22 protein-coding genes are annotated in these 20,957 nt (G+C 59.4%); 15 read left to right on the top strand and 7 right to left on the bottom strand.

Annotation, left to right across the window (positions count from 1 at the left end):
• Positions 1–45: 45 nt before the first annotated feature.
• The 3 genes from IT540_RS10955 to IT540_RS10945 all read left to right on the top strand — a co-directional run bounded on the left by IT540_RS10955 (position 46) and on the right by IT540_RS10945 (position 3,145).
• Positions 46–222, top strand: coding sequence for a hypothetical protein (locus IT540_RS10955; protein WP_291177212.1), 177 nt, complete (start codon positions 46–48; stop codon positions 220–222).
• Positions 219–2,672 carry an AAA family ATPase gene (locus IT540_RS10950; protein WP_291177209.1) on the top strand — a complete coding sequence of 818 codons (2,454 nt, stop codon included), beginning with the start codon at positions 219–221 and terminating at the stop codon, positions 2,670–2,672. The genes IT540_RS10955 and IT540_RS10950 overlap by 4 nt, the downstream gene beginning before the upstream one ends.
• 143 nt (positions 2,673–2,815) lie before the next feature.
• Positions 2,816–3,145, top strand: a complete 330-nt coding sequence (locus IT540_RS10945; RefSeq protein ID WP_291177206.1) for a hypothetical protein — start codon at positions 2,816–2,818, stop codon at positions 3,143–3,145.
• A gap of 9 nt (positions 3,146–3,154) precedes the next feature.
• Here IT540_RS10945 and IT540_RS10940 read toward each other — a convergent pair whose 3' ends face one another.
• Complete coding sequence (locus IT540_RS10940; RefSeq protein ID WP_291177203.1) at positions 3,155–3,961, bottom strand: metallophosphoesterase; 807 nt, start codon at positions 3,959–3,961, stop codon at positions 3,155–3,157.
• 301 nt (positions 3,962–4,262) lie between these two features.
• Between IT540_RS10940 and IT540_RS10935 the strand changes: the two genes are divergently transcribed.
• From IT540_RS10935 to IT540_RS10905, 7 genes are all read left to right on the top strand, one after another.
• Positions 4,263–4,682, top strand: coding sequence for a hypothetical protein (locus tag IT540_RS10935; RefSeq protein WP_291177200.1), 420 nt, complete (start codon positions 4,263–4,265; stop codon positions 4,680–4,682).
• A gap of 286 nt (positions 4,683–4,968) precedes the next feature.
• Complete coding sequence (locus IT540_RS10930; RefSeq protein ID WP_291177197.1) at positions 4,969–6,330, top strand: SAM-dependent DNA methyltransferase; 1,362 nt, start codon at positions 4,969–4,971, stop codon at positions 6,328–6,330.
• A complete protein-coding gene (locus IT540_RS10925; RefSeq protein ID WP_291177194.1) occupies positions 6,317–7,342 on the top strand; it encodes a hypothetical protein in 1,026 nt (341 codons plus the stop codon). Before IT540_RS10930 ends, IT540_RS10925 begins: the two co-directional genes overlap by 14 nt.
• An 18-nt stretch (positions 7,343–7,360) precedes the next feature.
• Entirely contained in the window at positions 7,361–8,830 is a 1,470-nt protein-coding gene (locus tag IT540_RS10920) for a hypothetical protein (protein WP_291177191.1), read from the top strand.
• Positions 8,831–8,989: 159 nt separating this feature from the next.
• On the top strand, positions 8,990–9,565 hold the full coding sequence (locus IT540_RS10915) for a hypothetical protein (protein WP_291177188.1): 576 nt from the start codon (positions 8,990–8,992) through the stop codon (positions 9,563–9,565).
• 40 nt (positions 9,566–9,605) lie between these two features.
• Positions 9,606–10,103: a hypothetical protein gene (locus IT540_RS10910; RefSeq protein ID WP_291177185.1), complete on the top strand. Its 498-nt coding sequence runs from the start codon at positions 9,606–9,608 to the stop codon at positions 10,101–10,103.
• A 13-nt stretch (positions 10,104–10,116) separates the two neighbouring features.
• A complete protein-coding gene (locus IT540_RS10905; RefSeq protein WP_291177181.1) occupies positions 10,117–10,965 on the top strand; it encodes a hypothetical protein in 849 nt (282 codons plus the stop codon).
• Between the two features lie 55 nt (positions 10,966–11,020).
• On the opposite strand, the gene IT540_RS10900 is transcribed toward IT540_RS10905, so the two are convergent.
• Together IT540_RS10900 and IT540_RS10895 are read right to left on the bottom strand one after the other, a co-directional pair.
• On the bottom strand, positions 11,021–11,176 hold the full coding sequence (locus tag IT540_RS10900) for a hypothetical protein (RefSeq protein WP_291177178.1): 156 nt from the start codon (positions 11,174–11,176) through the stop codon (positions 11,021–11,023).
• A 371-nt stretch (positions 11,177–11,547) separates the two neighbouring features.
• The gene (locus IT540_RS10895; RefSeq protein ID WP_291177175.1) at positions 11,548–12,441 is read right to left on the bottom strand and encodes a LysR family transcriptional regulator; all 894 of its coding nucleotides are present in this window, start codon (positions 12,439–12,441) and stop codon (positions 11,548–11,550) included.
• 130 nt (positions 12,442–12,571) lie between these two features.
• Here IT540_RS10895 and IT540_RS10890 point away from each other — a divergent pair, with 130 nt between their 5' ends.
• The 4 genes from IT540_RS10890 to IT540_RS10875 are packed head-to-tail and all read left to right on the top strand — an operon-like array spanning position 12,572 to position 15,762.
• Positions 12,572–13,756, top strand: coding sequence for an MFS transporter (locus IT540_RS10890; protein WP_291177173.1), 1,185 nt, complete (start codon positions 12,572–12,574; stop codon positions 13,754–13,756).
• Between the two features lie 22 nt (positions 13,757–13,778).
• Complete coding sequence (locus IT540_RS10885; protein WP_291177170.1) at positions 13,779–14,873, top strand: alpha/beta hydrolase; 1,095 nt, start codon at positions 13,779–13,781, stop codon at positions 14,871–14,873.
• A gap of 13 nt (positions 14,874–14,886) precedes the next feature.
• Positions 14,887–15,351 carry a cyclophilin-like fold protein gene (locus IT540_RS10880; RefSeq protein WP_291177167.1) on the top strand — a complete coding sequence of 155 codons (465 nt, stop codon included), beginning with the start codon at positions 14,887–14,889 and terminating at the stop codon, positions 15,349–15,351.
• Positions 15,352–15,366: 15 nt separating this feature from the next.
• Complete coding sequence (locus tag IT540_RS10875) at positions 15,367–15,762, top strand: cupin domain-containing protein (protein ID WP_291177164.1); 396 nt, start codon at positions 15,367–15,369, stop codon at positions 15,760–15,762.
• Between the two features lie 97 nt (positions 15,763–15,859).
• Here IT540_RS10875 and IT540_RS20830 read toward each other — a convergent pair whose 3' ends face one another.
• The 4 genes from IT540_RS20830 to IT540_RS10855 form a co-directional block, all read right to left on the bottom strand.
• Positions 15,860–16,081, bottom strand: a complete 222-nt coding sequence (locus tag IT540_RS20830) for a helix-turn-helix domain-containing protein (protein WP_366029708.1) — start codon at positions 16,079–16,081, stop codon at positions 15,860–15,862.
• A 170-nt stretch (positions 16,082–16,251) separates the two neighbouring features.
• A complete protein-coding gene (locus tag IT540_RS10865; RefSeq protein WP_291177158.1) occupies positions 16,252–17,160 on the bottom strand; it encodes a hypothetical protein in 909 nt (302 codons plus the stop codon).
• 35 nt (positions 17,161–17,195) lie between these two features.
• Positions 17,196–17,591, bottom strand: a complete 396-nt coding sequence (locus tag IT540_RS10860) for a hypothetical protein (protein WP_291177156.1) — start codon at positions 17,589–17,591, stop codon at positions 17,196–17,198.
• A gap of 270 nt (positions 17,592–17,861) precedes the next feature.
• Positions 17,862–19,343, bottom strand: a complete 1,482-nt coding sequence (locus tag IT540_RS10855) for a PAS domain-containing methyl-accepting chemotaxis protein (protein WP_291177152.1) — start codon at positions 19,341–19,343, stop codon at positions 17,862–17,864.
• 520 nt (positions 19,344–19,863) lie between these two features.
• On the opposite strand from IT540_RS10855, the gene IT540_RS10850 reads away from it, so the two are divergent.
• On the top strand, positions 19,864–20,957 hold a 1,094-nt coding region (locus IT540_RS10850; RefSeq protein WP_291177149.1), incomplete at its 3' end, for a ParB/RepB/Spo0J family partition protein.

Genomic DNA, 20,957 nt, shown 5'->3' with positions numbered 1-20,957 from the left:
CGATTTCGCGCCATTGCCGGGCGCCGCAACTTGCCGGAGGGCAGGATGTCCCAGCTTGAGAAACGCATTGCCGAAAAGTTCTTGAAGTCCCTCGCAGACGATAAGGCGGTAGACGCGGCTGCCATCGAAAAGCTGCGTGCGCTGCTCGCCAACAGCAGCAAGCCGAAGGCTGATGATTTCGTGAAGATCTTCACCACTCCTGCCGACGGAGAAGTGAAGTGATCAGACTCGAACAAGCTCACATCGAGGAAGTGCGGGGCATCCGCAACCTCGACATCGACTTCCGCAAGAAGACCTTCGCCGTGTCCGGCCCCAACGGCTCCGGCAAGAGCGGTGTGATCGACGCCATCGAGTTCGCATTGACGGGCGAGATCGGCCGGCTCGCGGGCAGGGGTACCAAAGGGCTGACGATCGCCGAACACGGTCCGCATGTCGATAAGAAGGATTTCCCCGACGCGGCTTTCGTTCAGCTGTCGGTGTTCTTTCCCGATCTGAACAAGTCCGCAAAGATCACGCGGAAGGTCTCGGCTCCCCGCAAGCCCAAGATCGAACCCGCGGACGCGGATATCGTTGCCGCTTTCAAGGAGGTCGAAGAGCATCCGGAGATCACGCTGTCACGCCGCGAGGTCTTACGCTTCATCCTCGCCGAACCCAGCAAGCGGTCCGAGGAAATTCAGATCATCCTCAAACTGGAATCCATCGGCCAGACTCGCGCCGCACTCAACACGGCGCAGAACAAGCTGAACACTGCTCTACGGGCAGCTGAGGGTTCGGTTCAGAACCGTCGCGATGCACTTCAGCGGCATTTGCAGATCAAGGCCTTCGAGGCAAAAGAACTGCTGGATGCCGTGAATCAACGTCGCGTTGCGCTTGACCTGCCGCCGATCGACAAGCTTGCCGCTGATACAAAGCTCGATGCCGGCATCTCCGATGGCGACAAACTTCCGCAGTTCAACAAGCAGGCCGCGCTGCGCGATCTGAAAGCTCTTGACGATGCGATTGGCACGCTGCCGACCATCGGCAAAAAGCAGGCCGATGAAATTCTCGCAGGGCTCACCAGGCTTGAAAACGAACCCGCGCTTCTAAGCGCGCTGCAACGTCACACACTGATCGAAAAGGGACTCAGCCTCGTCGATGGCCCGGATTGTCCCTTGTGCGACCACAGCTGGGAAGACGAAGGCAGGCTTCGCGCACACTTGAAAACCAAGCTTGCCCAATCGCAGGAAGCCGGGAAGCTGCGCGATGCCATGACGAGAGCAGGTGCTGATCTGGCCCGCGAGGCAGCAACGATCTGCGCGGCGCTCTCGGCCGCCAACAAGATTGCCACTGCGGAAGGGGAGGGGGCGACTGCCGGCGCGCTCGCTGCCTGGACCAAGGATCTCGAAGGCCTGCGAACCGCGCTCGGCACTATGGACGGCATCAGCGGCCTCAAAGACCGGCTATCCACGGGCTGGCCCGCTCTGCCTGCCGGCCTTCCGGATTTGCTCAAGACGCTCACCGCCAAGGTCGATGCCAAGCCGGACCAGAGCGCACGCATCGATGCGCAGACTTTCCTGACCGAGGCGCAGGTGCGGCTTTCGGACTATCGCGACGCAATGCGCACGGCCGTTACGTCCCGCAGCGCGAGCGATGCAGCGAAAGCAGCTTACGAAGCTTATTGCCGGGCCATGGAAGACGAACTGAACACGCTCTATGCCGACGTGCAGAAGGATTTTTGCGACTTCTACAAGAAGCTCAACGATGGCGACGAAGACAGCTTCACCGCGAGCTTCAAGCCTTCCGAAAGCCGTCTCGATCTGCTCGTGAATTTCTACGAACGGGGCATGTACCCGCCGGGCGCTTTCCACAGTGAGGGCCACCAGGACGGCATGGGAGTCTGCCTCTACCTGGCCCTGATGAAGCGCCTTCTCGGCGCCCGCTTCACCTTTGCGCTTCTCGACGATGTCGTGATGTCGGTCGATATCGGTCATCGCCGCCAGTTCTGCAAGCTGCTGAAAGAAGAGTTCCCCGGTACGCAGTTCGTCATCACCACCCATGACCGCCTTTGGGCCAAGCAGATGCAGTCGGCCGGGCTCGTCGATGGCAAATCGTCGCTCGTCTTCCAGAACTGGACCGTCGAAACGGGCCCGATCGTCGAGTCCGATGAGGGCATCTGGGGCGATATCGACGCGGCCCTCGCGAAAGGTAAGGTGCTTGAAGCGTCCGCGATGCTCCGACACCACCTTGAATACGCTGTGCCGCAGCTAGCCGACAATCTGGGCGCACGCGCACTCTTCCGGGCGGACGGCAGCTATGAGCTTGGCGACCTGTTGCCGAGCGTGCTCGGGCAGATGAAAGACCTTCTAGGCAAGGCAGCCAACGCCGCAAATTCCTGGGGCAATGCTGCCGCGAGAGATGAAGCTTCCAAACGAAAGGACAGCCTTGCCGCCTCAAACGGAGCAAGGAACGTCGAACAATGGGCTGTCAACAAGGCGCTGCATTACAACGAGTGGGCCAACTTCGGAAAAAAGGACTTCCAACCTGTGGTCGTCGCATTCAAGGAGCTGGTCTCGCAGTTCCGTTGCGATAGCTGCCAGTCCTGGCTCTACGTCATGCCAAGGGGCTCCACGCCTGAAGTGCTGAGGTGTTCTTGTACGGCGGTGAATTTGAATCTGAAAGCGAAGGGCAAGTAGGCGGCCGCACCCGGCCTTGCGGCCGGTCGGGCTCTCGTGAACGGAACCCCGAGAAAGGCGGGTTTCCGCCATCCGGCTTCGATCCCTTGCGGAATGCTGCATGGCAGCGTGATCGTCGCCAGCTGACTCGTTAGGGTCGAAGTGTGACGACGACAGAGACGATTGCCGACCTCGCAACGCATCCCGACGCCGAAGCCCTGGCGCGGTTCGATCACCCGACCGGGCACCTGTCCGCGTGGCGTGGCACGTTGATCGCCAAAGCATGGATCGGGTCCGATCTCGCCTGCTTTTTCGTGGAGGCCGAGGACGCGCTTTCGCATTATGTCCTGGTCTTCCCTGAACTCGGTGGCTTTCGGCCGGTGGTGGAAGGGCAGGACATGACCGGAGCCGGAATCGGCTCGGTCTTCGAGCTCGACGTTCTAATCAAGTTCAACCGGCGGATCATCGTGCAGCGCGCCGATACGGTTGCGTGATGTCCATAATCACAGATCGAAATATGCGTCGGGGCTGAATTTGCGTGCTGAGAGATCCTTGCCGATGAAGCCACAGCAGTTGACGAGCAGCGTTGTGCCGCCGATCCGGTAGCGCCTGCGGATATGCGTGTGCCCGTGAATCCAAACGGGCACGTTCGAAAGGCTGGCAATGAAATCCTCAAGGTCGCTTGCAAAGGCGCCGTCCAGGCCATTGCCCTTGTGCTGCGGATTCAGGCCCTGCGGGCTGGGCGCGTGATGTGTGATGACCACCATCCGTGCGCCCCGGCCGACCGAGGCCTCCCGGCGTAGTTCCGAAAGCGCCCGGTCGTGCGCGGCAAGCGTGTCGGCAGGGCGCAGCTTTGCAGGTCTTTCTGACGCGCCGCTGCGCGTCTTCGCGAAGAAATACTCCCCCATGCCGCGCCTGATCTTTTCCATCGACGTTTCGCTGCGGCGATCGAGGTCCGTCCAAAGCGTGGTGCCGAAGAAGCGCACGCCATCGATATCGACCATCTCGTTGTCGAGGACCGTCACCCCGGGCAGATGACGCCGGAGCAGGGTGGCTGTGTCTTCGAACACACCATCGTAGTGCTCGTGGTTGCCGGGTACGAGAAGCACATGACGGAAGGACGCCGTTGCCTCAGACACAAAGCGAAGGACGCGCTCGCGCTGCTTTACCCGATGAGGGACTGTCTGCGCCGGATCGAGCGCGCTCGCATGGCACAGATCGCCGGCAATGATCAGCACGTCGCCGTGTGGCAGCGTCCCCCGGAAACTCTGAGATTCAAGATGCAGGTCGCTCAGATAATGGCAGCGCATGGGGTGGTCCGAATCACTGGCGAACCATCAGCATGAACCGGCCGTGCAGCCTTGTCGGTTAAGGCGCGTTAAGAGGTGAGGCCATGCAGCAATGCGTGATGCGCCTCGTGCAGATCGCCGCCTTGTTTCCATAGCATTTGTTGCTGCGGTGCATCGTGACTTGCACGGATGAATTGTCATCATCCTTCACGGTTCAACCACCAACAGAAGGATGATTATGTCTGCCAACGCTCTCAAGTTCACGACGCATGAAGGCGTCGCCAAAGTCGTTCCCCTCGATACCGTCCGTCTCATCCGGCCGATGACCGACGAGGACAAAACGCGTGCAAAGGACTCGCTCAAAGAGAAAAGGGGGATCGACATCGACGCTGCGCGTGTGAACGTGCGCATCGAGTTCGGCGACAGGTCTTCAAAGTTGGCGCAGGAATCACTCGATGCGATCCGCGAGCAAGGTGTAGCCCTCGTCAATCTCGGCTCCGACCGTTACGTGCCGGCAACCAACATCACTGGCGCGGAGGCCTTCACCAAGGAGGACTCCGAGCGCCTGAAGGGCGACGACTACACCTTGAAGCAGACCTTCCGCTCCAAGGTCGAGACCCGGGCAGGGACGGTGCTTTCTTCGGCCACGCCCGTCCAGATCATGGATCGCCGCGCCAAGGCAATGGACGCCGTGCCCGCGAACAGCAACAACAAAGGCGGACCAAAACTCAAACAGGCATAGCCGTTGGCGAAGCCGCATAGCACATCAAGGGGAGCGTCGCCAGCTGGCGCGGCGTTGGCCAAGTCCACCCGAGATATGGAGGGAGCGCGTTGTGTACGCGCAACCTCGAATCGAATCAGCTATGCTATTCGTTAGCTAGTGGGACCCTCCAACGACATGTTGCATTATGAGCGGAGTTCAGCGCGCACAGCGCCTCGCCTCACGCAAAGAGGCCGGCGCATACTACACACCCGATCCCGTGGCCGCGTCCTTGCTCAGCTGGGCGGTTCACACGGCTGGGGATCGTATGCTCGATCCGTCCTGCGGCGACGGGCGCTTTATTCGTGGCCATCGGAATAGCGTCGGCATCGAGCAAGACCCGCAGGCCGCTCTGCAGGCCATGACTGTTGCCCCATGGGCGCTTATCCACGAAGGCGACTTCTTTGCCTGGGCCAGCAACACGGAAGAGCGATTCGATTGCGCGGCCGGTAATCCGCCATTCATCCGCTACCAGACTTTCAAGGGTGCGGTTCGTGATCGTGCGCTGAACCTTTGCGCTAGGCTCGGCGCGAGATTTTCAGGGCTCGCATCGTCCTGGGCTCCGTTCCTTGTCGCAACGGCGAGCTTGCTTCGTCCGGGCGGACGTATGGCCTTCGTCGTGCCGGCGGAGATAGGTCATGCTCCTTACGCGTCGCCGCTGCTCGAATACCTGATCGAGCATTTCGACATCGTTCACGTCGTAGCCGTCAGAAAAAAGCTCTTTCCCGATCTGTCGGAAGATTGCTGGCTGCTCTACGCAGATGGGTTTGGCGGCTCGACGACAGAGTTGCGGTTTACGACCGTGGAACGGTTCTCGGCTTCCAAGAGGCCGCCGCGCACCTTCGAGCGTATTGCCGTCGCAGAATGGCGGAGCTGGAAGCGTCGGTTGCGGCCGTTCCTCATGCCGCGGGCCGCACGAGAACTCTACCGGCTCGTTGCTGATGATACGACGTCCCATCGTTTCGGAGATCTTGCATCGATCGGCATCGGCTATGTTAGCGGCGCCAATGACTTCTTTCACTTGCGCCCGTCGCTTGCCGAGAAGCTCGGTATTCCTTCACAGCTCTTGCACCCTACGGTGCGCAACGGCAGATCCCTCCCGCCCAAGCTTCTCAACGCCTCTGTCGTCAACAAGTGGGTGCGTGACGACGAACCGATCTATCTCCTGCGTCTGCCGAAAACCCCGGATGTGCCGGCTCCGGTGCGGAAATACCTGGATACCGAAGAAGGGTGGACTGCTCGAGAAGCCTACAAGTGCAGGGTACGAACGCCTTGGTACTCCGTGCCCGACGTTCAGATACCGGATTTCTTTCTGACATACATGTCCGGACGGGCGGCAGGGCTCGTGCGCAATTCCGCAGGCTGCACCTGCACGAATTCAGTGCATAGCGTGCGTCTGCGCGACAAGAGAATTCTCGGGCAGCTGTACGATCTTTGGGATACGCCCTTTGTGCAGTTGAGCTGCGAACTGGAGGGACATCCGCTCGGCGGCGGTATGCTCAAGCTGGAGCCGCGTGAAGCGACCGAGATCGTCCTGCCATCACCCATGCTTCTTGCGGAATTGCCGGGCATCGCGCTCGAGGATGCCATCGGCACCATGCAGAGCTGGAGGCACTATGGCGAAGCGTAAGAGCAAACCGGACACCTCGCCGCCACAATGGCTCAACGGTCCGCAGGCGTTTCGGGAGTTCGCTACTCATAAGGGCGGCGTGCAAAGCGCCCGGCACATCAAGCCGCTTCATTGGTACATCGCCAGCCGTCTCGTCCTTGAAGGCGGATTTCCGCCGACCGACATCACGCCTCGTCCTCCGTTTCGCATAGAAGAGAAGGGCCCCAAATCACGCCGACGCTTCGTCCTTCACTATGATCCCGCGGCCGCCCAGGCCGGCGAGCAAGTGGTGCTTGGCGGGCTGAAAACAAAGAATGTCGATGTCGTGGTCAATCGACATCCCGTCGGCCCCGTGCTGGCGGTGTCGTGCAAAGGCGTCACCAAAGCGTTTCGCAATCTGACCAATCGGATGGAGGAAACGATCGGAGAGTGCACGAACCTCCACATTACTTACCCCGCAATGGTCATCGGATATTTCGCTGTACTTCGCGCCAATCGCACGATTGAGGATGCCTTGCAGGCCCCGGATCTGGACGAGGAAGATACGGCGACCGAGGTCGACACTGACGAAAATGATGAGGGCGCAGAAAACGAGCAGGAAGCGCCCGCCCCCAAAAGCATCGAGAAGCTTAAGGCGAACGATATTGCCATTCTTGACGACGGTAATGTCGTCGAAGGTATCCGCCGTTTCCATGCTGCTTTGAGAGACATGACCGCACGGAGAGGCATCCGAGACGAGATCAGCCGCTACGAAGCCATGACCATGGCTCTCATCGATCCGCATGATGGCAGTGCCGGCAACGTGATCTCGGGCTTTCCGCCCCTCGACAGTCCGCTGCTCTTACAGAGTTTCTTCAAAACGCTCTACGAGCGTTACGACGAACGCTTTGTCTACGGAGCCCCCAGTCTTGCAGACAGGGGATTCACAACGCGCCTCGAGTGGGACGCCGAGTCGCCGATTTTCGTGCGCAATTCTCTTGAAGCATCGTCCTGGCCAATACTCGACTTTGAGGCCCGCATCGCGGCTTCGTAGGCGAGGGATGAGCTTCGAATGAGCGTAGCCTCGAGACTGAAGAAAAAGAAGCGGGAGGCCGATCACGCGCTCAGCAAACGGCTGAGCCCGGCCCGGTTCAATCACTATGTCCCGGGTACGCGCAAATCCCTGGCCCGCGTGTACTCGGAAGAACTGTCGTGGTGGTCGGACCTCGATGAGAACGTCCTGGGATTCGTGTTTCGAGACGTGCACGACGATGACTATGGCTGGCAGATTCTGCTGCGGGATCGGGCTGGGCGGTTTCGCTCTGTGAATCTCGAAGTGAGCCTTCGCAGCGAAGAGTACGCCACCGTCGGACTTCGGAACGAGATCGCCAGGGTCCTCGAGAAGGGAAACCTGGCAGAGCAGGGGTCTCAAGGAGACGAGCCCAACGAGCCGGTGGACCTCTTGCGCGTACCCGCGGATGCGGATGCTGCAAAGCTCCATCCGTATTTCAAGATACTTCTCGAGACGCCAGCCAGGGTGCCCGCCCGTGCTGTCGTGAAGGAGATCGGGCCCTGGCTTGCGCCATCAGATCCTCACTTTGTCCACGAATTCCAGTTCAAGCAGTTCGATCAGCGCCTCTGGGAACTCTACCTTTGGGCAGCGTTCCGGGAGCTTGGTTTCGACATCACGCACCTCGAAGCGCCAGACTTCATGTGCCGGGCCCCAGGCATCGAGTTTTCCGTCGAAGCAACGACAGTGGCGCCGTCAATCGCCGGGCCGCTGGCGGCCCATCCCGAGCCGAAGACCTACGATGAGATGAAGGAATTCCTGGCGAACTACATGCCGATGAAGTTCGGTTCGGCCCTGTTCAGCAAGCTCAACAAGAAAGATGCCCAAGGCCGTCGATATTGGGAGAGGGATGACACGAAGGACAAGCCATTCGTGCTCGCTCTCGCCGACTTCCACAAGCAGGCCGACCAAGACGGCCCCGGATCGATGACGTTCACGCAATCTGCGTTATGGCCCTATCTGTATGGGCAGCGCGTCGATTGGAAGATGGTGGACGGTCAGCTGATCGTCAGCGCGGTCAAGAACGAGAACCACGCCTTCGGTGAGAAGGTGATCCCTTCGGGCTTCTTCGATCAACCGGGCACAGAGAACATATCGGCCGTGCTCTTCTCGAATGCCGGCACGTTGGCCAAGTTCGATCGCATGGGCGTGGTTGCTGGATTTGCTGCCCCGGATCACACCTATATGCGGATGGGATTTCGATTGAACCCAGACCCGAACGCCGTAATGGGCATCCCATTCGCGGAAGATGTGTCGTCAGTCGACTACACCGAATTCTGGTCGGATGAGCTCCAGATCTTTCACAACCCCAATGCCAAGATTCCCCTCAAGCACGACTGGCTCAGCGGCCTTACGCAGTTCTACTTCGCCGAAGGCGAACAACGCTCCATCATCCCGGATCATCACGTTTGGGCGTCCAACACTTTGATCATGACGCATATGCCGCCAAATAAGCCTGCTGGCGAGGTGTGACCTGGATGCCGCCATCCCCTTCACACGATCGCGATGTCTTCCCGCCCGGTTCGGGAAGAGCTCGTGCCTTGGGTCAGAGCCGTAGGATCATGATTGAGAATCCGGCTACGATGGTACAAACGCGAGGCAGAGTACTTACGGTCGATCGGGGGACCAGCAATGGCAAAGAAGGCGGCAAGCAAAACTGAAGTAGCACTGCCGTACTCCTTCACGGATATGGCAAAGGCAGTCAACGAGGCGGCCGACCTTGCCGAGCGCGCCGCTAAATGGATTGGCTCCGGGCTAGATCTCTACAACACACGTAAATCCAAGAAGGCTGCTCAGAATCTCAGTGAGTTGGCATTTGGTCCCCAGGGGACGAGGAAGCATCTCGAGAGAATCGCTTCGGGCCAAGGAACAAAAGCCGATCTCGCGGCTGTCGGCGCACAGCTTGAAACCACCGCAGAACGCGTAGAGCAGAGTATCGGAGCATTGAACAAGTACCGCGATAGACTGCGCGAGCGCGACGGAATGGCGGCAATGCAAAAGCTTGATGAAATCGTATACGGGCCAGTCGGCAAACGCGCTCTCAGGCTACGACTACGCGAACTCGCGGAGATGGGTCGCGAACAGGAGCCTTCACAAGATCAAATCGCGGCTCTGGCCAAGGATGCCTTGTCCATGATCGCCAAACTCAACAAGGACTTGGCATCGCTCCACGACTCGGTGATCGGCCTTGCGGCGAAGCGAAAATGATGCGGTCTCGCCATCAACACCGATTTGCCCGCGAGGAAACTTGCAGACGCTTGCTGAACTCATCAATCTCCGCCGTCGACATCTGGTGAGGCTCGCCAACCAGAACGGTGCCGCTGGCGAGGCGCAGGTATTGTCGGAGAGGACGGGATATTTGCCCCGGCCGAGAGGTCAGGGCGCGAAGAATCTGCTGGCGGCGCTGAGCGAGTCCGGGATCACCATCAAGCTTGCGAGTTTTGACGCAGTTGCTCTGCCTGCCGGGCAGACCGTCGATTTCTCCGACATGGACGATATCCGCAAGAACCTTCCGAACATGACGTTCATCGAGATCAAGACCGCCAACCAGCCAAGGGTGAAGCCGGATTTCTCGGGTTTCTTCTTTGCGTTCACCGAGGGCGAGATCTTGGCATCGGAGGCATTGGGCGAACGTCACAAGGTCCTACTCGTCAACAAAGCGACCAGCGCTGTACACCTTACATCTGTTGCAGAGATTATCGCCCGGTCCAAGTCGCTGAACTGGCAGGTCTCGGTTCAGCTCTAGAGGCGGCGTTCCGTTGAAACTCTGGCTCCCCCGAACCGCAGAACGAGTGCGCCGTCTCATCAACAAGACGGACATGCGTGTCACGCAACAGCTCGCTTCCGGAGTGATCGTGCGGCAGGATTTTCGCACGGCTACGCGCTTCGTGTTCTTCGACACAGGCCTGGACTATTGGCAGTATGCAACTCACGGCGGGACGTTGTTCGTTGTTACATATGCTGGCCGCCCGTACGCACTGACCTGCAGGCACGTTCTCAAGGACTTCGAATGGCGTCAGATCGTTGTCACCAACGCCCGAATGGGCAGGAACATCGCGGGTTTGAAGACCGTCGCGTATCCAAGTCGGCCAACGGAAGAGGCGGTAGGTTCCGACATTCTTGACGTCGCGCTCATTGAATTCAGTGACGACATCCGGGCGGATTTCTTCACAGATGCGGCGTATATCCTCGATCCCAACACCATGGGCACGAGCACGGTTGGAGACACACTTCACATCGCCGGCGCCTTGAAAACCCCGAGCGAAATAGGTGAGACGGCCATTTCGCCAATCTATTGCCTGTTGGAGACGCAGGACAACACACCAACGATGAGGGACGTCACGCTCAGGCGGTTGGTCGGCAAATACAACGAGCCGAAATTCGGCGACGTGCTCGGCTTAAGCGGCAGTCCGGTCTTCAATGTCACAACCAGACAGCTATGCGGCATGGTCGTGCGAGGAAGCATGTCGGGCGACACCTGCACGCTGTGGTATGTCGATATGTTCGACATCGCGCAGTTGGTCGTTGCCGTGCACGAGAACAGGTCAGAGACCCACTACAAAAAGACACTTACGCGTCTCGTACGAACCCCCTACTCAGCCGAATGATTGTCATAAGGAATATTATCACTCGTTATGGAAATAGGGCGCACGCGGCCCCGGCTTACTGGGCTCTGCGCGGCTCGTGCAGGATGATGACCCCGAGAACCTGTTCCCACAACGCAGCGTTTTCGACTTCCGCAACGACGACGTTGTCCAAGAGCAGCGTGATCGTAAGCGGCGCGGTGATTTGGCTGACCTTGGTATCGGCGGGAATCATGATGCGATCATAGCGCCGACAGGCAGCTCAGCGCAGTAGGAGCATTGTCCTAGTCTGTCACTCACCAAATTAAATGGCGCAAACTCACCAGATTATTTGGCGGAGCCGCGCTCATGGACTTCATCCTAGTCGAGTCCAGCAGCAGACTGCTATTGTTTTCTCATGAGCAAGGACAAACACACATCCGTTGAAAACTGCCCGGCTGTCACGGGCCTGGCTGCGCGATAACCGCCGGGCCATAGAGGAGGCTCACAACAAGCGGATAGGACGGGATGGTTTGCTTATAATGGCGCCATGGGTTGCCAAAGCTCTCAAGTCCGCAATAGGCCGCCAAACCGGCGATAGGCGCCCGTGCCAAAAATCCTGTCCCCTCAATCCCGATGTCGCAGCGCATCGACTATGACCTTGAACGCCGGAAGGTTCTGCCGGCGACTTGGATAGTAGAGGAAATAGCCGTCAAAGAACGGCGACCAGTCGTCGAGAACCTGCACTAACGAGCCTGATGCAAGGTGCCGTTCGACAATGTTCTCGGGGACATAGCCAATGCCATAACCGTTCACGGCCGCGTCTATCATGGCGTAGGAATTGTTGAAAGTAAGCTGACCGTTCACCCGGACGCGAAGGTCCTGGCCGCCCTTCTCGAACTCCCATGCATAGATGCCTCCGGCGGTCTCGTGGCGCATGTTGATGCAGACGTGACGAACCAGATCCTGCGGGTGTTCCGGCATGCCGTGAGCCTCGATGTACGCAGGTGAAGCAACGGCAACCAAGCGCCAGTCCGGCCCGATCCTCACCGCGATCATGTCCTTCTCGACGCTCTCTCCCAACCGCACACCGGCATCGAATCCCTCCTCGACGATGTTGCGAAAGGTGCTGTCCAGGATCAATTCAACGCTGATGTCGGGATAGGCGCTGAGGACTGTTTTCAGTTTCGGCCAGACCACGCTCTCCAGCGCGTGATCGGACAAGGTTAGCCGGATCGAGCCTGATGGCTTGTCGCGGAATGCCATCAGAGCCGCGATCTCGTCCTCGATTTCGGCCATGCGCGGCGTAATCGTCTGAAGCAGCCGTTCGCCCGCAGTCGTCAACGCAACGTTGCGCGTGGTGCGTGTCAGAAGGCGTATCCCCATGCGCGCTTCGAGTTGCTTGATGGTGTGGCTGAGCGTCGATTGTGCCACGCCGAGCTTGGCCGCGGCCTTGGTGAAGCTGCGCTCTTCGGCGACCACCTGAAACCACGTCAACTGGTTGAAGTCGGTTCTGGGCACAGCCCCCTCAAAATCTTTGTCTCATATTAATCGACTGTATCGATAAGTTCAATCTGATTGGCCCGGCTAATCGCATGACGCCGATGCCGCTACTTTCACGGCAGAGACCGATTGTGGAGCTGAGGGCCCTATGGATGCGACCTTTGCAGATGTGAGAACCAAGCCGGCCGCCGCCTGGGGCGCCGTCTTTTCTATGGCGCTGTGCGTGGCGATGCTGATCGCCTCGGAATTCATGCCGGTCAGCCTGCTGACGCCTATGGCTGAAGGATTGCACGCGACCGAAGGCCAGACCGGACAGGCGATCTCAATCAGCGGCCTTCTCGCTGTCGCGGCCAGCCTTCTCATCACTACCCTCGCCGGCACGCTGAACCGGAAATGGGTTCTGGTCGCCATGACGGCCTTTATGCTGCTGTCGCTGGTCCTGGTCGCGGCCGCGCCGAATTTCGCGGTGCTGATGATCGGCCGCGCCCTGCTTGGCATCTGCATCGGCGGCTTCTGGGCCCTGGCAACTGCTGTCATCATGCGGCTGGTTCCTGAAAACGAGGTGCCGCGTGCGCTCGCGCTCATGTATGGCGGGCAGGCCATCGCAGCGGCCTTCGCCGCGCCGGTCGGCAGCTATCTCGGCGGCCTGTTCGGCTGGCGCACGGTGTTCTGGGCGCTGACACCGATCGTCGCCGTCAACCTCGTCTGGCATGTTCTCGTGCTGCCGTCACTGCCTGCACGTCAGCGGCAGGATTTTCGGGCGATGATCGGCCTGCTGAAGCGTCCGTATTTTCAGCGCGGGCTTGCGGCCTGCATGCTCTCCTGGGGCTCGGCTTTCACCATGTTCACCTATCTGCGGCCGTTCCTGGAGCAGGTGGCGGGCGTCGACGTGACCACGCTTTCAATCCTTCTGCTGGTGCTCGGCTGCGCTGGCTTCGTCGGTACATGGGCGGCCGGCCGTTTCATCAAAGGCAACATCGCGCCTTTCCTCAAGCTGCCGGCGCTCGTGATGGGCAGCGCCACGGTAGGACTTCTGCTGTTCGGCTTCTCGCCGATCGCTGCGGGTCTGTGCATGGCGATCTGGGGAGCGATGAACACCATGTTCTCGGTGATCTGGATGACCTGGATGTCGCAGAACGCGGACGACGCCCCTGAGGCCGCCGGCAGCCTGATGGTTGCAGCGATCCAGGCGTCGATCCTCTTAGGCGCGGTGGCCGGAGGCTTCCTGCTAGACGGCATCTCCATCCAGGCGACCTTCATCGGCAGCGTGGTGCTGGCCGCACTGGCCATCGCGCTGATCGGAAACGGACAGCGTTTGCTCAAACCGGAATGACCAAAGGAGCGAGGAGATATCCATGGACACCCCCGACACGAACTCTCGGACCGCGCCAGCTCCCAACAAGGACCGCCGCTCGTTTCTGAAGCTGACCGGCGCCGGCGTGGCAACGGTGGCTACCGCGCCGCTTTTCAACACCTCCAACGCAAGGGCGCAGACCATGTCAAACGAATGGGACAAAACCTTCCCCAGAAGCCAGAAGGTCGACCATCAGAAGATCAGCTTCAAGAACCGCTACGGCATCACTCTGGCAGGCGATCTCTACCTGCCCAAGGACCGTGGCGATCGGCTGGCGGCGCTCGCCGTCGGCGGTCCGTTTGGCGCCGTGAAGGAACAGTCGTCGGGATTGTATGCGCAGACCATGGCGGAGCGTGGCTTTGTCACGCTGGCTTTCGATGCGTCCTTCACCGGAGAAAGCGGTGGCGAGCCTCGCAATGTCGCCTCGCCGGACATCAATACCGAGGATTTCAGCGCCGCGGTTGATTGTCTTGGTCTGCAGCCTAGCGTCGACCGCGAACGGATCGGCATCATCGGCATCTGCGGCTGGGGCGGCATGGCCTTGAATGCCGTCGCCGTGGACAAGCGCGTCAAGGCCGTCGTCGCCAGCACCATGTACGATATGACCCGCGTCATGTCGAAGGGCTACAACGACAGCGTGACCCTCGAGCAGCGCACGCAAACGCTGGAGCAACTGAGCCGGCAGCGCTGGGAAGACGCGGCGAACGGAACCCCGGCTTACCAGCCGCCTTACAACGATCTCCACGGCGGCGAGGCGCAGTTCCTGGTCGACTACCACGACTACTACAGGTCGCCTCGCGGCTACCATGTGCGGGCGGTCAACTCAGGCAACTCCTGGACCAGGACCACGCCGCTGTCGTTCATGAACATGCCGCTCCTGAGCTACATCAAGGAAATTGCGCCGCGCCCAGTCCTGCTGATCCATGGCGAAAAGGCCCATTCGCGGTACTTCAGCGAGACCGCCTATGCGGCCGCTGCGGAGCCGAAGGAACTGATGATCATCCCGGGCGCCAGCCACGTCGATCTGTACGACCGCATGGATCTGATTCCCTTCGACAAGCTGACGCGCTTCTTCGGTCAGCATCTCGCCGCATGACGAAGGACATCGGATGACAGTAGCGGACACAAGGATTTCACGTCGCACACTGCTGATGATTATCGCCAGCTTGGCGCTTCCTTTGCCGGCGAGCGCGCAGCCCCACACCCCGGATCGGAAAGGAAACCCCATGCGTCTCAGATTCGTCTTCGCGGATCAGGAGTTCACGGCAACACTGGAGGACAATCCCTCCGCGCACGATCTGTTCTCGATGCTGCCGCTCGACCTCAAGATCAGCGACTACTCGACCAACGAGAAGATCGCCTATCTGCCGCGCAAGCTGACCGAGGAAGGCAGCGGTCGCGTCCGCGGCGAGGCCGTTGGCGACCTTTGCTACTACGCGCCGTGGGGCAACCTGGCGATGTTTCATGGCCCCTATACCTGGTCGCGTGGCCTGATCCGGCTCGGCCGTCTCGACCACGGGGCCAAGCCCTTGCTGGTGCGTGGCGAGCATCCGCTGCGCGTTGAGGCTCTCTGATCAAAGGAGGTCATCATGCAGATCTATCGTGCCGGGCAAGCACCCTCTCGCTCTGGTCCGTCCGACTGGTTCACCGGCGGCGTGCGCATCGACGCACTGTTCAATCCGGCGGCTCCTGATCGTGTACAGGGAGCCCATGTCACCTTCGAGCCCGGTGCGCGCACGGCCTGGCATACGCATCCGCTCGGTCAGACTCTGATCGTGACCTCCGGCCGCGGCAGGGTGCAGCGGGAGGGCGGACCGGTCGAGGAGATCCGCCCCGGTGATGTCGTCTGGTTCGAGCCGGGCGAGAAGCACTGGCATGGCGCAGCGCCTGAAACCGCCATGACCCATATCGCGCTTCAGGAGGTCCAAGACGGCAAGGTCGTCGACTGGCTGGAGCATGTCAGTGCCGCTGACTACGGCGCTTGACTTTCAAACAAGGGAATCCCCACGCTTGCAACCGTTCTGCACGGAGCGTTCTGAACACGAGCGCTTCCTGATTGCTGCTGGATTGCCTAAGCATTTCTCACCTCGCAAGGGCAGCTTTCAGCTCGAGCAGCAGGTCTCTCAGCGCATTGTCTTCGGCTGCGTGCCGCTCGATCGCCCGGCAATACATCGCAACGATCGTTTGATCGCGCCTGAAGGCTGCTCCGATCTCGGCCCGCGTCGCCCCTGACATGCGATCTGCGAGATAAACCGCAATGCACCTCGGACGGTGCACATGCGCCGTGCGTCTGTTCGAGCGCATATCGGCGGCCGAGACGCCGAAGTAGTCGCCCACCGCGGATACCACGTCATTCAGCCGATCAATCCGGTCCACGGTAGCCCTCCTGACTCGACGTTGGAGCGTTGATCACCATCGAGCCGCAATTGCGGCAGCCCTCGCCGGATCATCCACGTTCGTGCTCGTGGCGCATTCTAACGGGATACCAACTGCACCAGTTCTCTATCGAATGACGAAAGATCGATCGGGCCCACGCCACCACATACGTGACCTGCCGCCTCCTCATCTGATCGGCCGTAGGCTTTCTGCAACCTCCACCGTTGTTGCAACTTGCTCGTCCCCACGCAGGCAGCCTCGCTGTAGATAAATTCGACAGAGATCGCCTGCGTGTCATCTGCCCGGACGGCCCGTGTGCAGGCAGTCACGAAGTCGCCTGACGGCGCCGCGTTCAGTCTTGCGAATAGCGTTCGATACCTATCGACAGCCTCGGCGAAGTCGGCGGGCACTCCTGCTTGACCAATGACGCGTCGGATCAAATCGATCTGACGAGGCAGGTATTTCGCCGCACGATCCACGGCGCAACCCTCGAACGCGTCTTTCAGATCTTCGCCTATGTCGTCGTGCGGGAAGAGGCCGCGGTCCAGCAGTACCACCGGCAGCGAGACCGATCCGCGCCGCAGCATCCAAGAGCCTGAACTGCACACATGGTTTGCAGAAACGGAGTCGAGAAAGATGCCGGCGGCACTCTCGCTCAGTTTCTCGGGGCCGACGCGATCGCTCAACCAACCCGCCGCTTGGCACAGGTCGTCCTTTTGAATCTTGAAGTCGGTGCGCCGAAGCGTGGTCAGAGACGTCTCGTCACCGCTTGCGATTGCGGCGCGGAAATCGGCTAGCTTCTGCTGATACTCGACGACGGCCGGTCTCTTGGCGGGACTTGCCGGGCACGACAGCCCGCTGTGGCGCCCGACCCAAGGCAACGAGCTACAGCCCCAGAGAAAGAGCGTCTGCGCCTGAGAGGCGACACCCACCAGGAATAGGACCACCAGTACCGTTCCTGAAATTTTCCCAAACCGGCGCGTGTAGCGTTGCCAGAGGCCAAACATCGCCTCCGTCCTCCCCGTACTTAAGATGCCTGCTATCAGGCAGACGGAGAATTCGGTCCTTTATGTGATCGGGAAGCAGCCTGTGCGGTCTGCGGATCTTCGGCCGCATCTCGCCAGTGGAGGTAGGCCTTCATCCCCGCATAGCCGAGCACACCGCCGACCACACCGCTGAACAGCAGCGCCAGCCCGGCTGATGGAGGAAACGGAGTCCCGTAGCCAATGACCTGCTCTACAGCCTTGCCAGTCAATACAGCTGTTTGAACCGCGCCATATGCGGTAGCGCTGATAATACCCAGAGTATCAATGGCTTTATCAACGGCCTTATTAAAAGCTTCTCGCGTCGTCATGAATGAACAATAATATAACAAATGGTTAAAATGCAAGTTTTCCGTAATAATGTTGTGTCGGAAAACATTCCTATCAAGTTCCATTTATGGCATTTCCGCAGAAATAGAACGAAGCTTCGGTAATTGGCCGATCTTTAATTTGTGCGTTGGATCTGGCAAACCTGCACTTGCCCAATTGCGCAGTTTGCTCGGGCACGCATACCTATCCATGGCTTCCCTTCGCCAATGGCCCGCCGGGCTGTCTCATCCATCATGCCGATCCTGCGCCGGTGCGCGCCCGCTTCAAGGGCCAACGGCCCTCGGCTTTCGGCTTCGCTGCCGGTCTCGCAAAATGTCTTGGACCTCAGCTCTGCCTTACTTCGCGAGCGTTTCCGCGGCTCCTCGCGTAGAAGCAACCGCTTCACTTGCGACTCTGCCCGCCTCCAAAATTCCGGTGACTGCCTCGCTGATTTGTCCAACCGCAATTGCCGCCTGCTGCATATTGGATGAGATCTCATGTGTGACAGCCGTTTGCTCTTCAACGGCACTGGCAGTCCCGCCGACATGTGACTGGACAGACTCAATTCTATCCTTGATGCGTTCAAGCGCGTCCACCACTCCGGACGAGACCTCCTGCATACGCCTGATCTCGTCGGTAATTTGTTCGCTGGCTTCCGCCACTTGTCTGGCAAGTGACTTTACCTCCGATGCGACCACGGCAAAACCTTTGCCCGCTTCGCCCGCTCTGGCGGATTCGATCGTTGCATTCAAAGCAAGCAGATTGATCTGGTTGGCAATCGCTTGGATGATCTCGATGATATCCGTCATCGCCCGGGCTGCTTCGATGAGGCGTTGTGCCGACTGGTTCGCTGTATCGGTGTCCTCTCTCGCCAGTTGCACGGCGTCCAGAGACTGCGTCATGCTACGGGCGATCTCTTGTATCGATGCCGTCATCTCTTCCGTGCCCGAAGCTACGCTTTGAACATTCGACGATGCCTCGTGCGCCGCAGAGGCGGCATTCGTGGTTCGTTCATCAACTTCCTTCATTGCATTATCGATGCTGCCGATATTGACGCCAATCAGCGAGCGCACCTTCTCGATCAATTCGACCTGAGCCGTAATGTCAGTCGCGTATTTGACCACCTTGAAAGGTTTGCCTGCCATGTTCATAATTGGATTGTATGACGCTTCAATCCACACGGCGCGACCGCTTTTGCCGATACGCTTGAACTGGCCGGACTGGTAGGTTCCTGTGCGAAGCGCATTCCAAAACGTTTGGTACTCGATGCTCGCAGCATAAGCCGGTTCCGCGAATATCTGGTGATGCCGCCCTTGAATCTCGGTCAATTCATAACCGAGGGCTTTCAGGAAGTTTCCGTTCGCCGTACGAATCGTTCCGTCCATTTCAAACTCGATGACAGCTTGTGATTTTGAGATGGCCGCCAACTGGCCGGTCGCATCGGCATTCGTGAGCTTCTTTGCGGTGACGTCACTCGCGATTTTTATGATCCGCATGACCTTCCCGCTATTGTCGAAGACCGGGTTATACGAGGCTTCGATCCAGACCTCCTTGCCGTTCTTTCCGATGCGGCCAAACTCTCCTACTTGGCTCTCACCTCCAACGAGGTTGTCCCAGAAGATCTTGTAGGCGCTGCTATTCGCATATTCGTCTGATAGAAACATGCGATGTTTGCGGTCTTTGATTTCATCGAGCGTATAGCCGAGCGCATCAAGAAAGTTCTTATTTGCGGTGCAAATCGTTCCATCAGGCTCGAATTCTATGATGGCTTGGGAGCGATGAAGGGCTTCCAGTACGGCTCGATCGGAACATCTTTGTCTAGTTGAAAAGAAAAACAAGAAACCTCGCTTGTTCGGAGTTTGTTGTCTATTGTATCAGTGCGCCAATTTGCCGCAATCTTGTTCTGCTTATCCTGAAATAACTCGACTCTCATTTGCGAGGCGTAATGATTATGAAATTAAAAAAGCGCCTGGGTTCTTGATATTCCCGTATTGAGGCCTCTGCTGCTTTCAGCAACATTTGTGGTTCGCGCAGTTCGCTCGTCGCGTCCCGAATCTGCCCTGGCAAACCTCACCTGCCCAATTGCGCAGTTTGCTCGGGCACGCATACCTATCCATGGCTTCCCTTCGCCAATGGCCCGCCGGGCGGTCTCATCCATCATGCCGATCCTGCGCCGGTGCGCGTCCGCTTCAAGGGCCAACGGCCCTCGGCTTTCGGCTTCGCCGGCCGCCTCGCCCTTCGGGCATCGGTTCCGCGTCCGCTTGAACCCCGTCGCCTGTCCTTCGGCATCGAGACCGCCAATCACGGCGGGCTCGTGAACCGAAGGAGCAATCCATGACTGATATCATCCATGTCCCCTTGAGCAAGCTGGCGCTTTGGGACGGCAACGTCCGCAAGACCGACATCCGTGTCGGCATCGAGGAGCTTGCCGCATCCATCGCCGCGCACGGCCTGCTGCAATCCCTTGTTGTCCGCAAATCCAAGCGCGGCAAATACGGTATCATCGCCGGTCAGCGTCGCTTTCTCGCTCTTCAGGCCCTCGCTAAGGAAGGCCTTATCGAGAAGGACTGCCAGGTCCCCTGCATGCTCGCCGACGGCGAGATCGATCCGGCAGAACTGAGCCTTGCCGAGAACGTCGTGCGGGCCCCCATGCACCCGGCCGACCAGTTCGAGGCGTTCAAGTCGCTGATCGATGACGGTGCGTCCATTCCGGATGTTGCCGCCCGGTTCGGCATTGCTGAATCTGCCGTCGCCAAGCGTCTGAAGCTCGGACGCCTTTCGCCCGCTATCCTCGATGCCTATCGCAACGGTGAGCTCGATCTGGAACAGGCCCAGGCGTTCACCGTCAGCGACGACCATGCGGCCCAGGAGCGTGTGTTCAATGAGCTTTCGGAGTACAGCCGTTCTGCGCAGACCATCCGCCGCTACCTCACCGAAGGCGAAGTGCCCATGTCCGACAAGCGTGCGCGCTTCGTTGGCATCGACGCCTACCGCGCTGCCGGTGGAGCGACCCGTCAGGATCTCTTCGACGACGAGGACAGCTGCTACTTGCAGGATGCTGGTCTGCTCGATCGCCTCGTCTCCGAAAAACTCTCTGTCATCGCCGGCGAGTTGTCCCCTGAAGGCTGGAGCTGGGTCGATACCGTTCCCGATGCCGACTACCAGACCTTCGGCCAGTTCAAGCGCGTCTATCCCGATCGCGCCCACCTGTCGGAATCCGATCAGGCCGAGCTGGATCGTCTCTCGTCAGAGTACGACGACCTCGCCGATAGTGACGATGCCGACGAGGATCGCCTGGCTGAGCTTGAACAGCGCATCGACACTCTGACCAACTCGTCAGAAACCTGGCCTGCCGACACACTCGCGGTTGCCGGCGCGATCGTATCGCTCGGCTACAGCGGCGAGGTCCGCATCGAGCGCGGACTGGTCCGAAAGGCGGATGCGCACAAGCT

Origin of the sequence: Hyphomicrobium sp. (genome assembly GCF_020852195.1) — a bacterium.
GTDB lineage: Bacteria > Pseudomonadota > Alphaproteobacteria > Rhizobiales > Hyphomicrobiaceae > Hyphomicrobium_C.
Note: the sequence above shows the minus strand (reverse complement) of the source record. Positions and strands in the feature narration are given on the sequence as shown.

Excerpts from the sequence above, each read along its gene's own strand:
- IT540_RS10880 (WP_291177167.1), top strand. The coding sequence starts at position 14,887 with ATGACAGTAGCGGACACAAGGATTTCACGTCGCACACTGCTGATGATT.
- IT540_RS10875 (WP_291177164.1), top strand. The coding sequence starts at position 15,367 with ATGCAGATCTATCGTGCCGGGCAAGCACCCTCTCGCTCTGGTCCGTCC.
- IT540_RS10930 (WP_291177197.1), top strand. The coding sequence starts at position 4,969 with ATGCTCGATCCGTCCTGCGGCGACGGGCGCTTTATTCGTGGCCATCGG.
- IT540_RS10955 (WP_291177212.1), top strand. The coding sequence starts at position 46 with ATGTCCCAGCTTGAGAAACGCATTGCCGAAAAGTTCTTGAAGTCCCTC.
- IT540_RS10860 (WP_291177156.1), bottom strand. The coding sequence starts at position 17,591 with ATGGAACTTGATAGGAATGTTTTCCGACACAACATTATTACGGAAAAC.
- IT540_RS10925 (WP_291177194.1), top strand. The coding sequence starts at position 6,317 with ATGGCGAAGCGTAAGAGCAAACCGGACACCTCGCCGCCACAATGGCTC.
- IT540_RS10940 (WP_291177203.1), bottom strand. The coding sequence starts at position 3,961 with ATGCGCTGCCATTATCTGAGCGACCTGCATCTTGAATCTCAGAGTTTC.
- IT540_RS10920 (WP_291177191.1), top strand. The coding sequence starts at position 7,361 with ATGAGCGTAGCCTCGAGACTGAAGAAAAAGAAGCGGGAGGCCGATCAC.
- IT540_RS10885 (WP_291177170.1), top strand. The coding sequence starts at position 13,779 with ATGGACACCCCCGACACGAACTCTCGGACCGCGCCAGCTCCCAACAAG.
- IT540_RS10865 (WP_291177158.1), bottom strand. The coding sequence starts at position 17,160 with ATGTTTGGCCTCTGGCAACGCTACACGCGCCGGTTTGGGAAAATTTCA.
- IT540_RS10915 (WP_291177188.1), top strand. The coding sequence starts at position 8,990 with ATGGCAAAGAAGGCGGCAAGCAAAACTGAAGTAGCACTGCCGTACTCC.
- IT540_RS10900 (WP_291177178.1), bottom strand. The coding sequence starts at position 11,176 with ATGATTCCCGCCGATACCAAGGTCAGCCAAATCACCGCGCCGCTTACG.
- IT540_RS10890 (WP_291177173.1), top strand. The coding sequence starts at position 12,572 with ATGGATGCGACCTTTGCAGATGTGAGAACCAAGCCGGCCGCCGCCTGG.
- IT540_RS10935 (WP_291177200.1), top strand. The coding sequence starts at position 4,263 with ATGACCGACGAGGACAAAACGCGTGCAAAGGACTCGCTCAAAGAGAAA.
- IT540_RS20830 (WP_366029708.1), bottom strand. The coding sequence starts at position 16,081 with ATGCGCTCGAACAGACGCACGGCGCATGTGCACCGTCCGAGGTGCATT.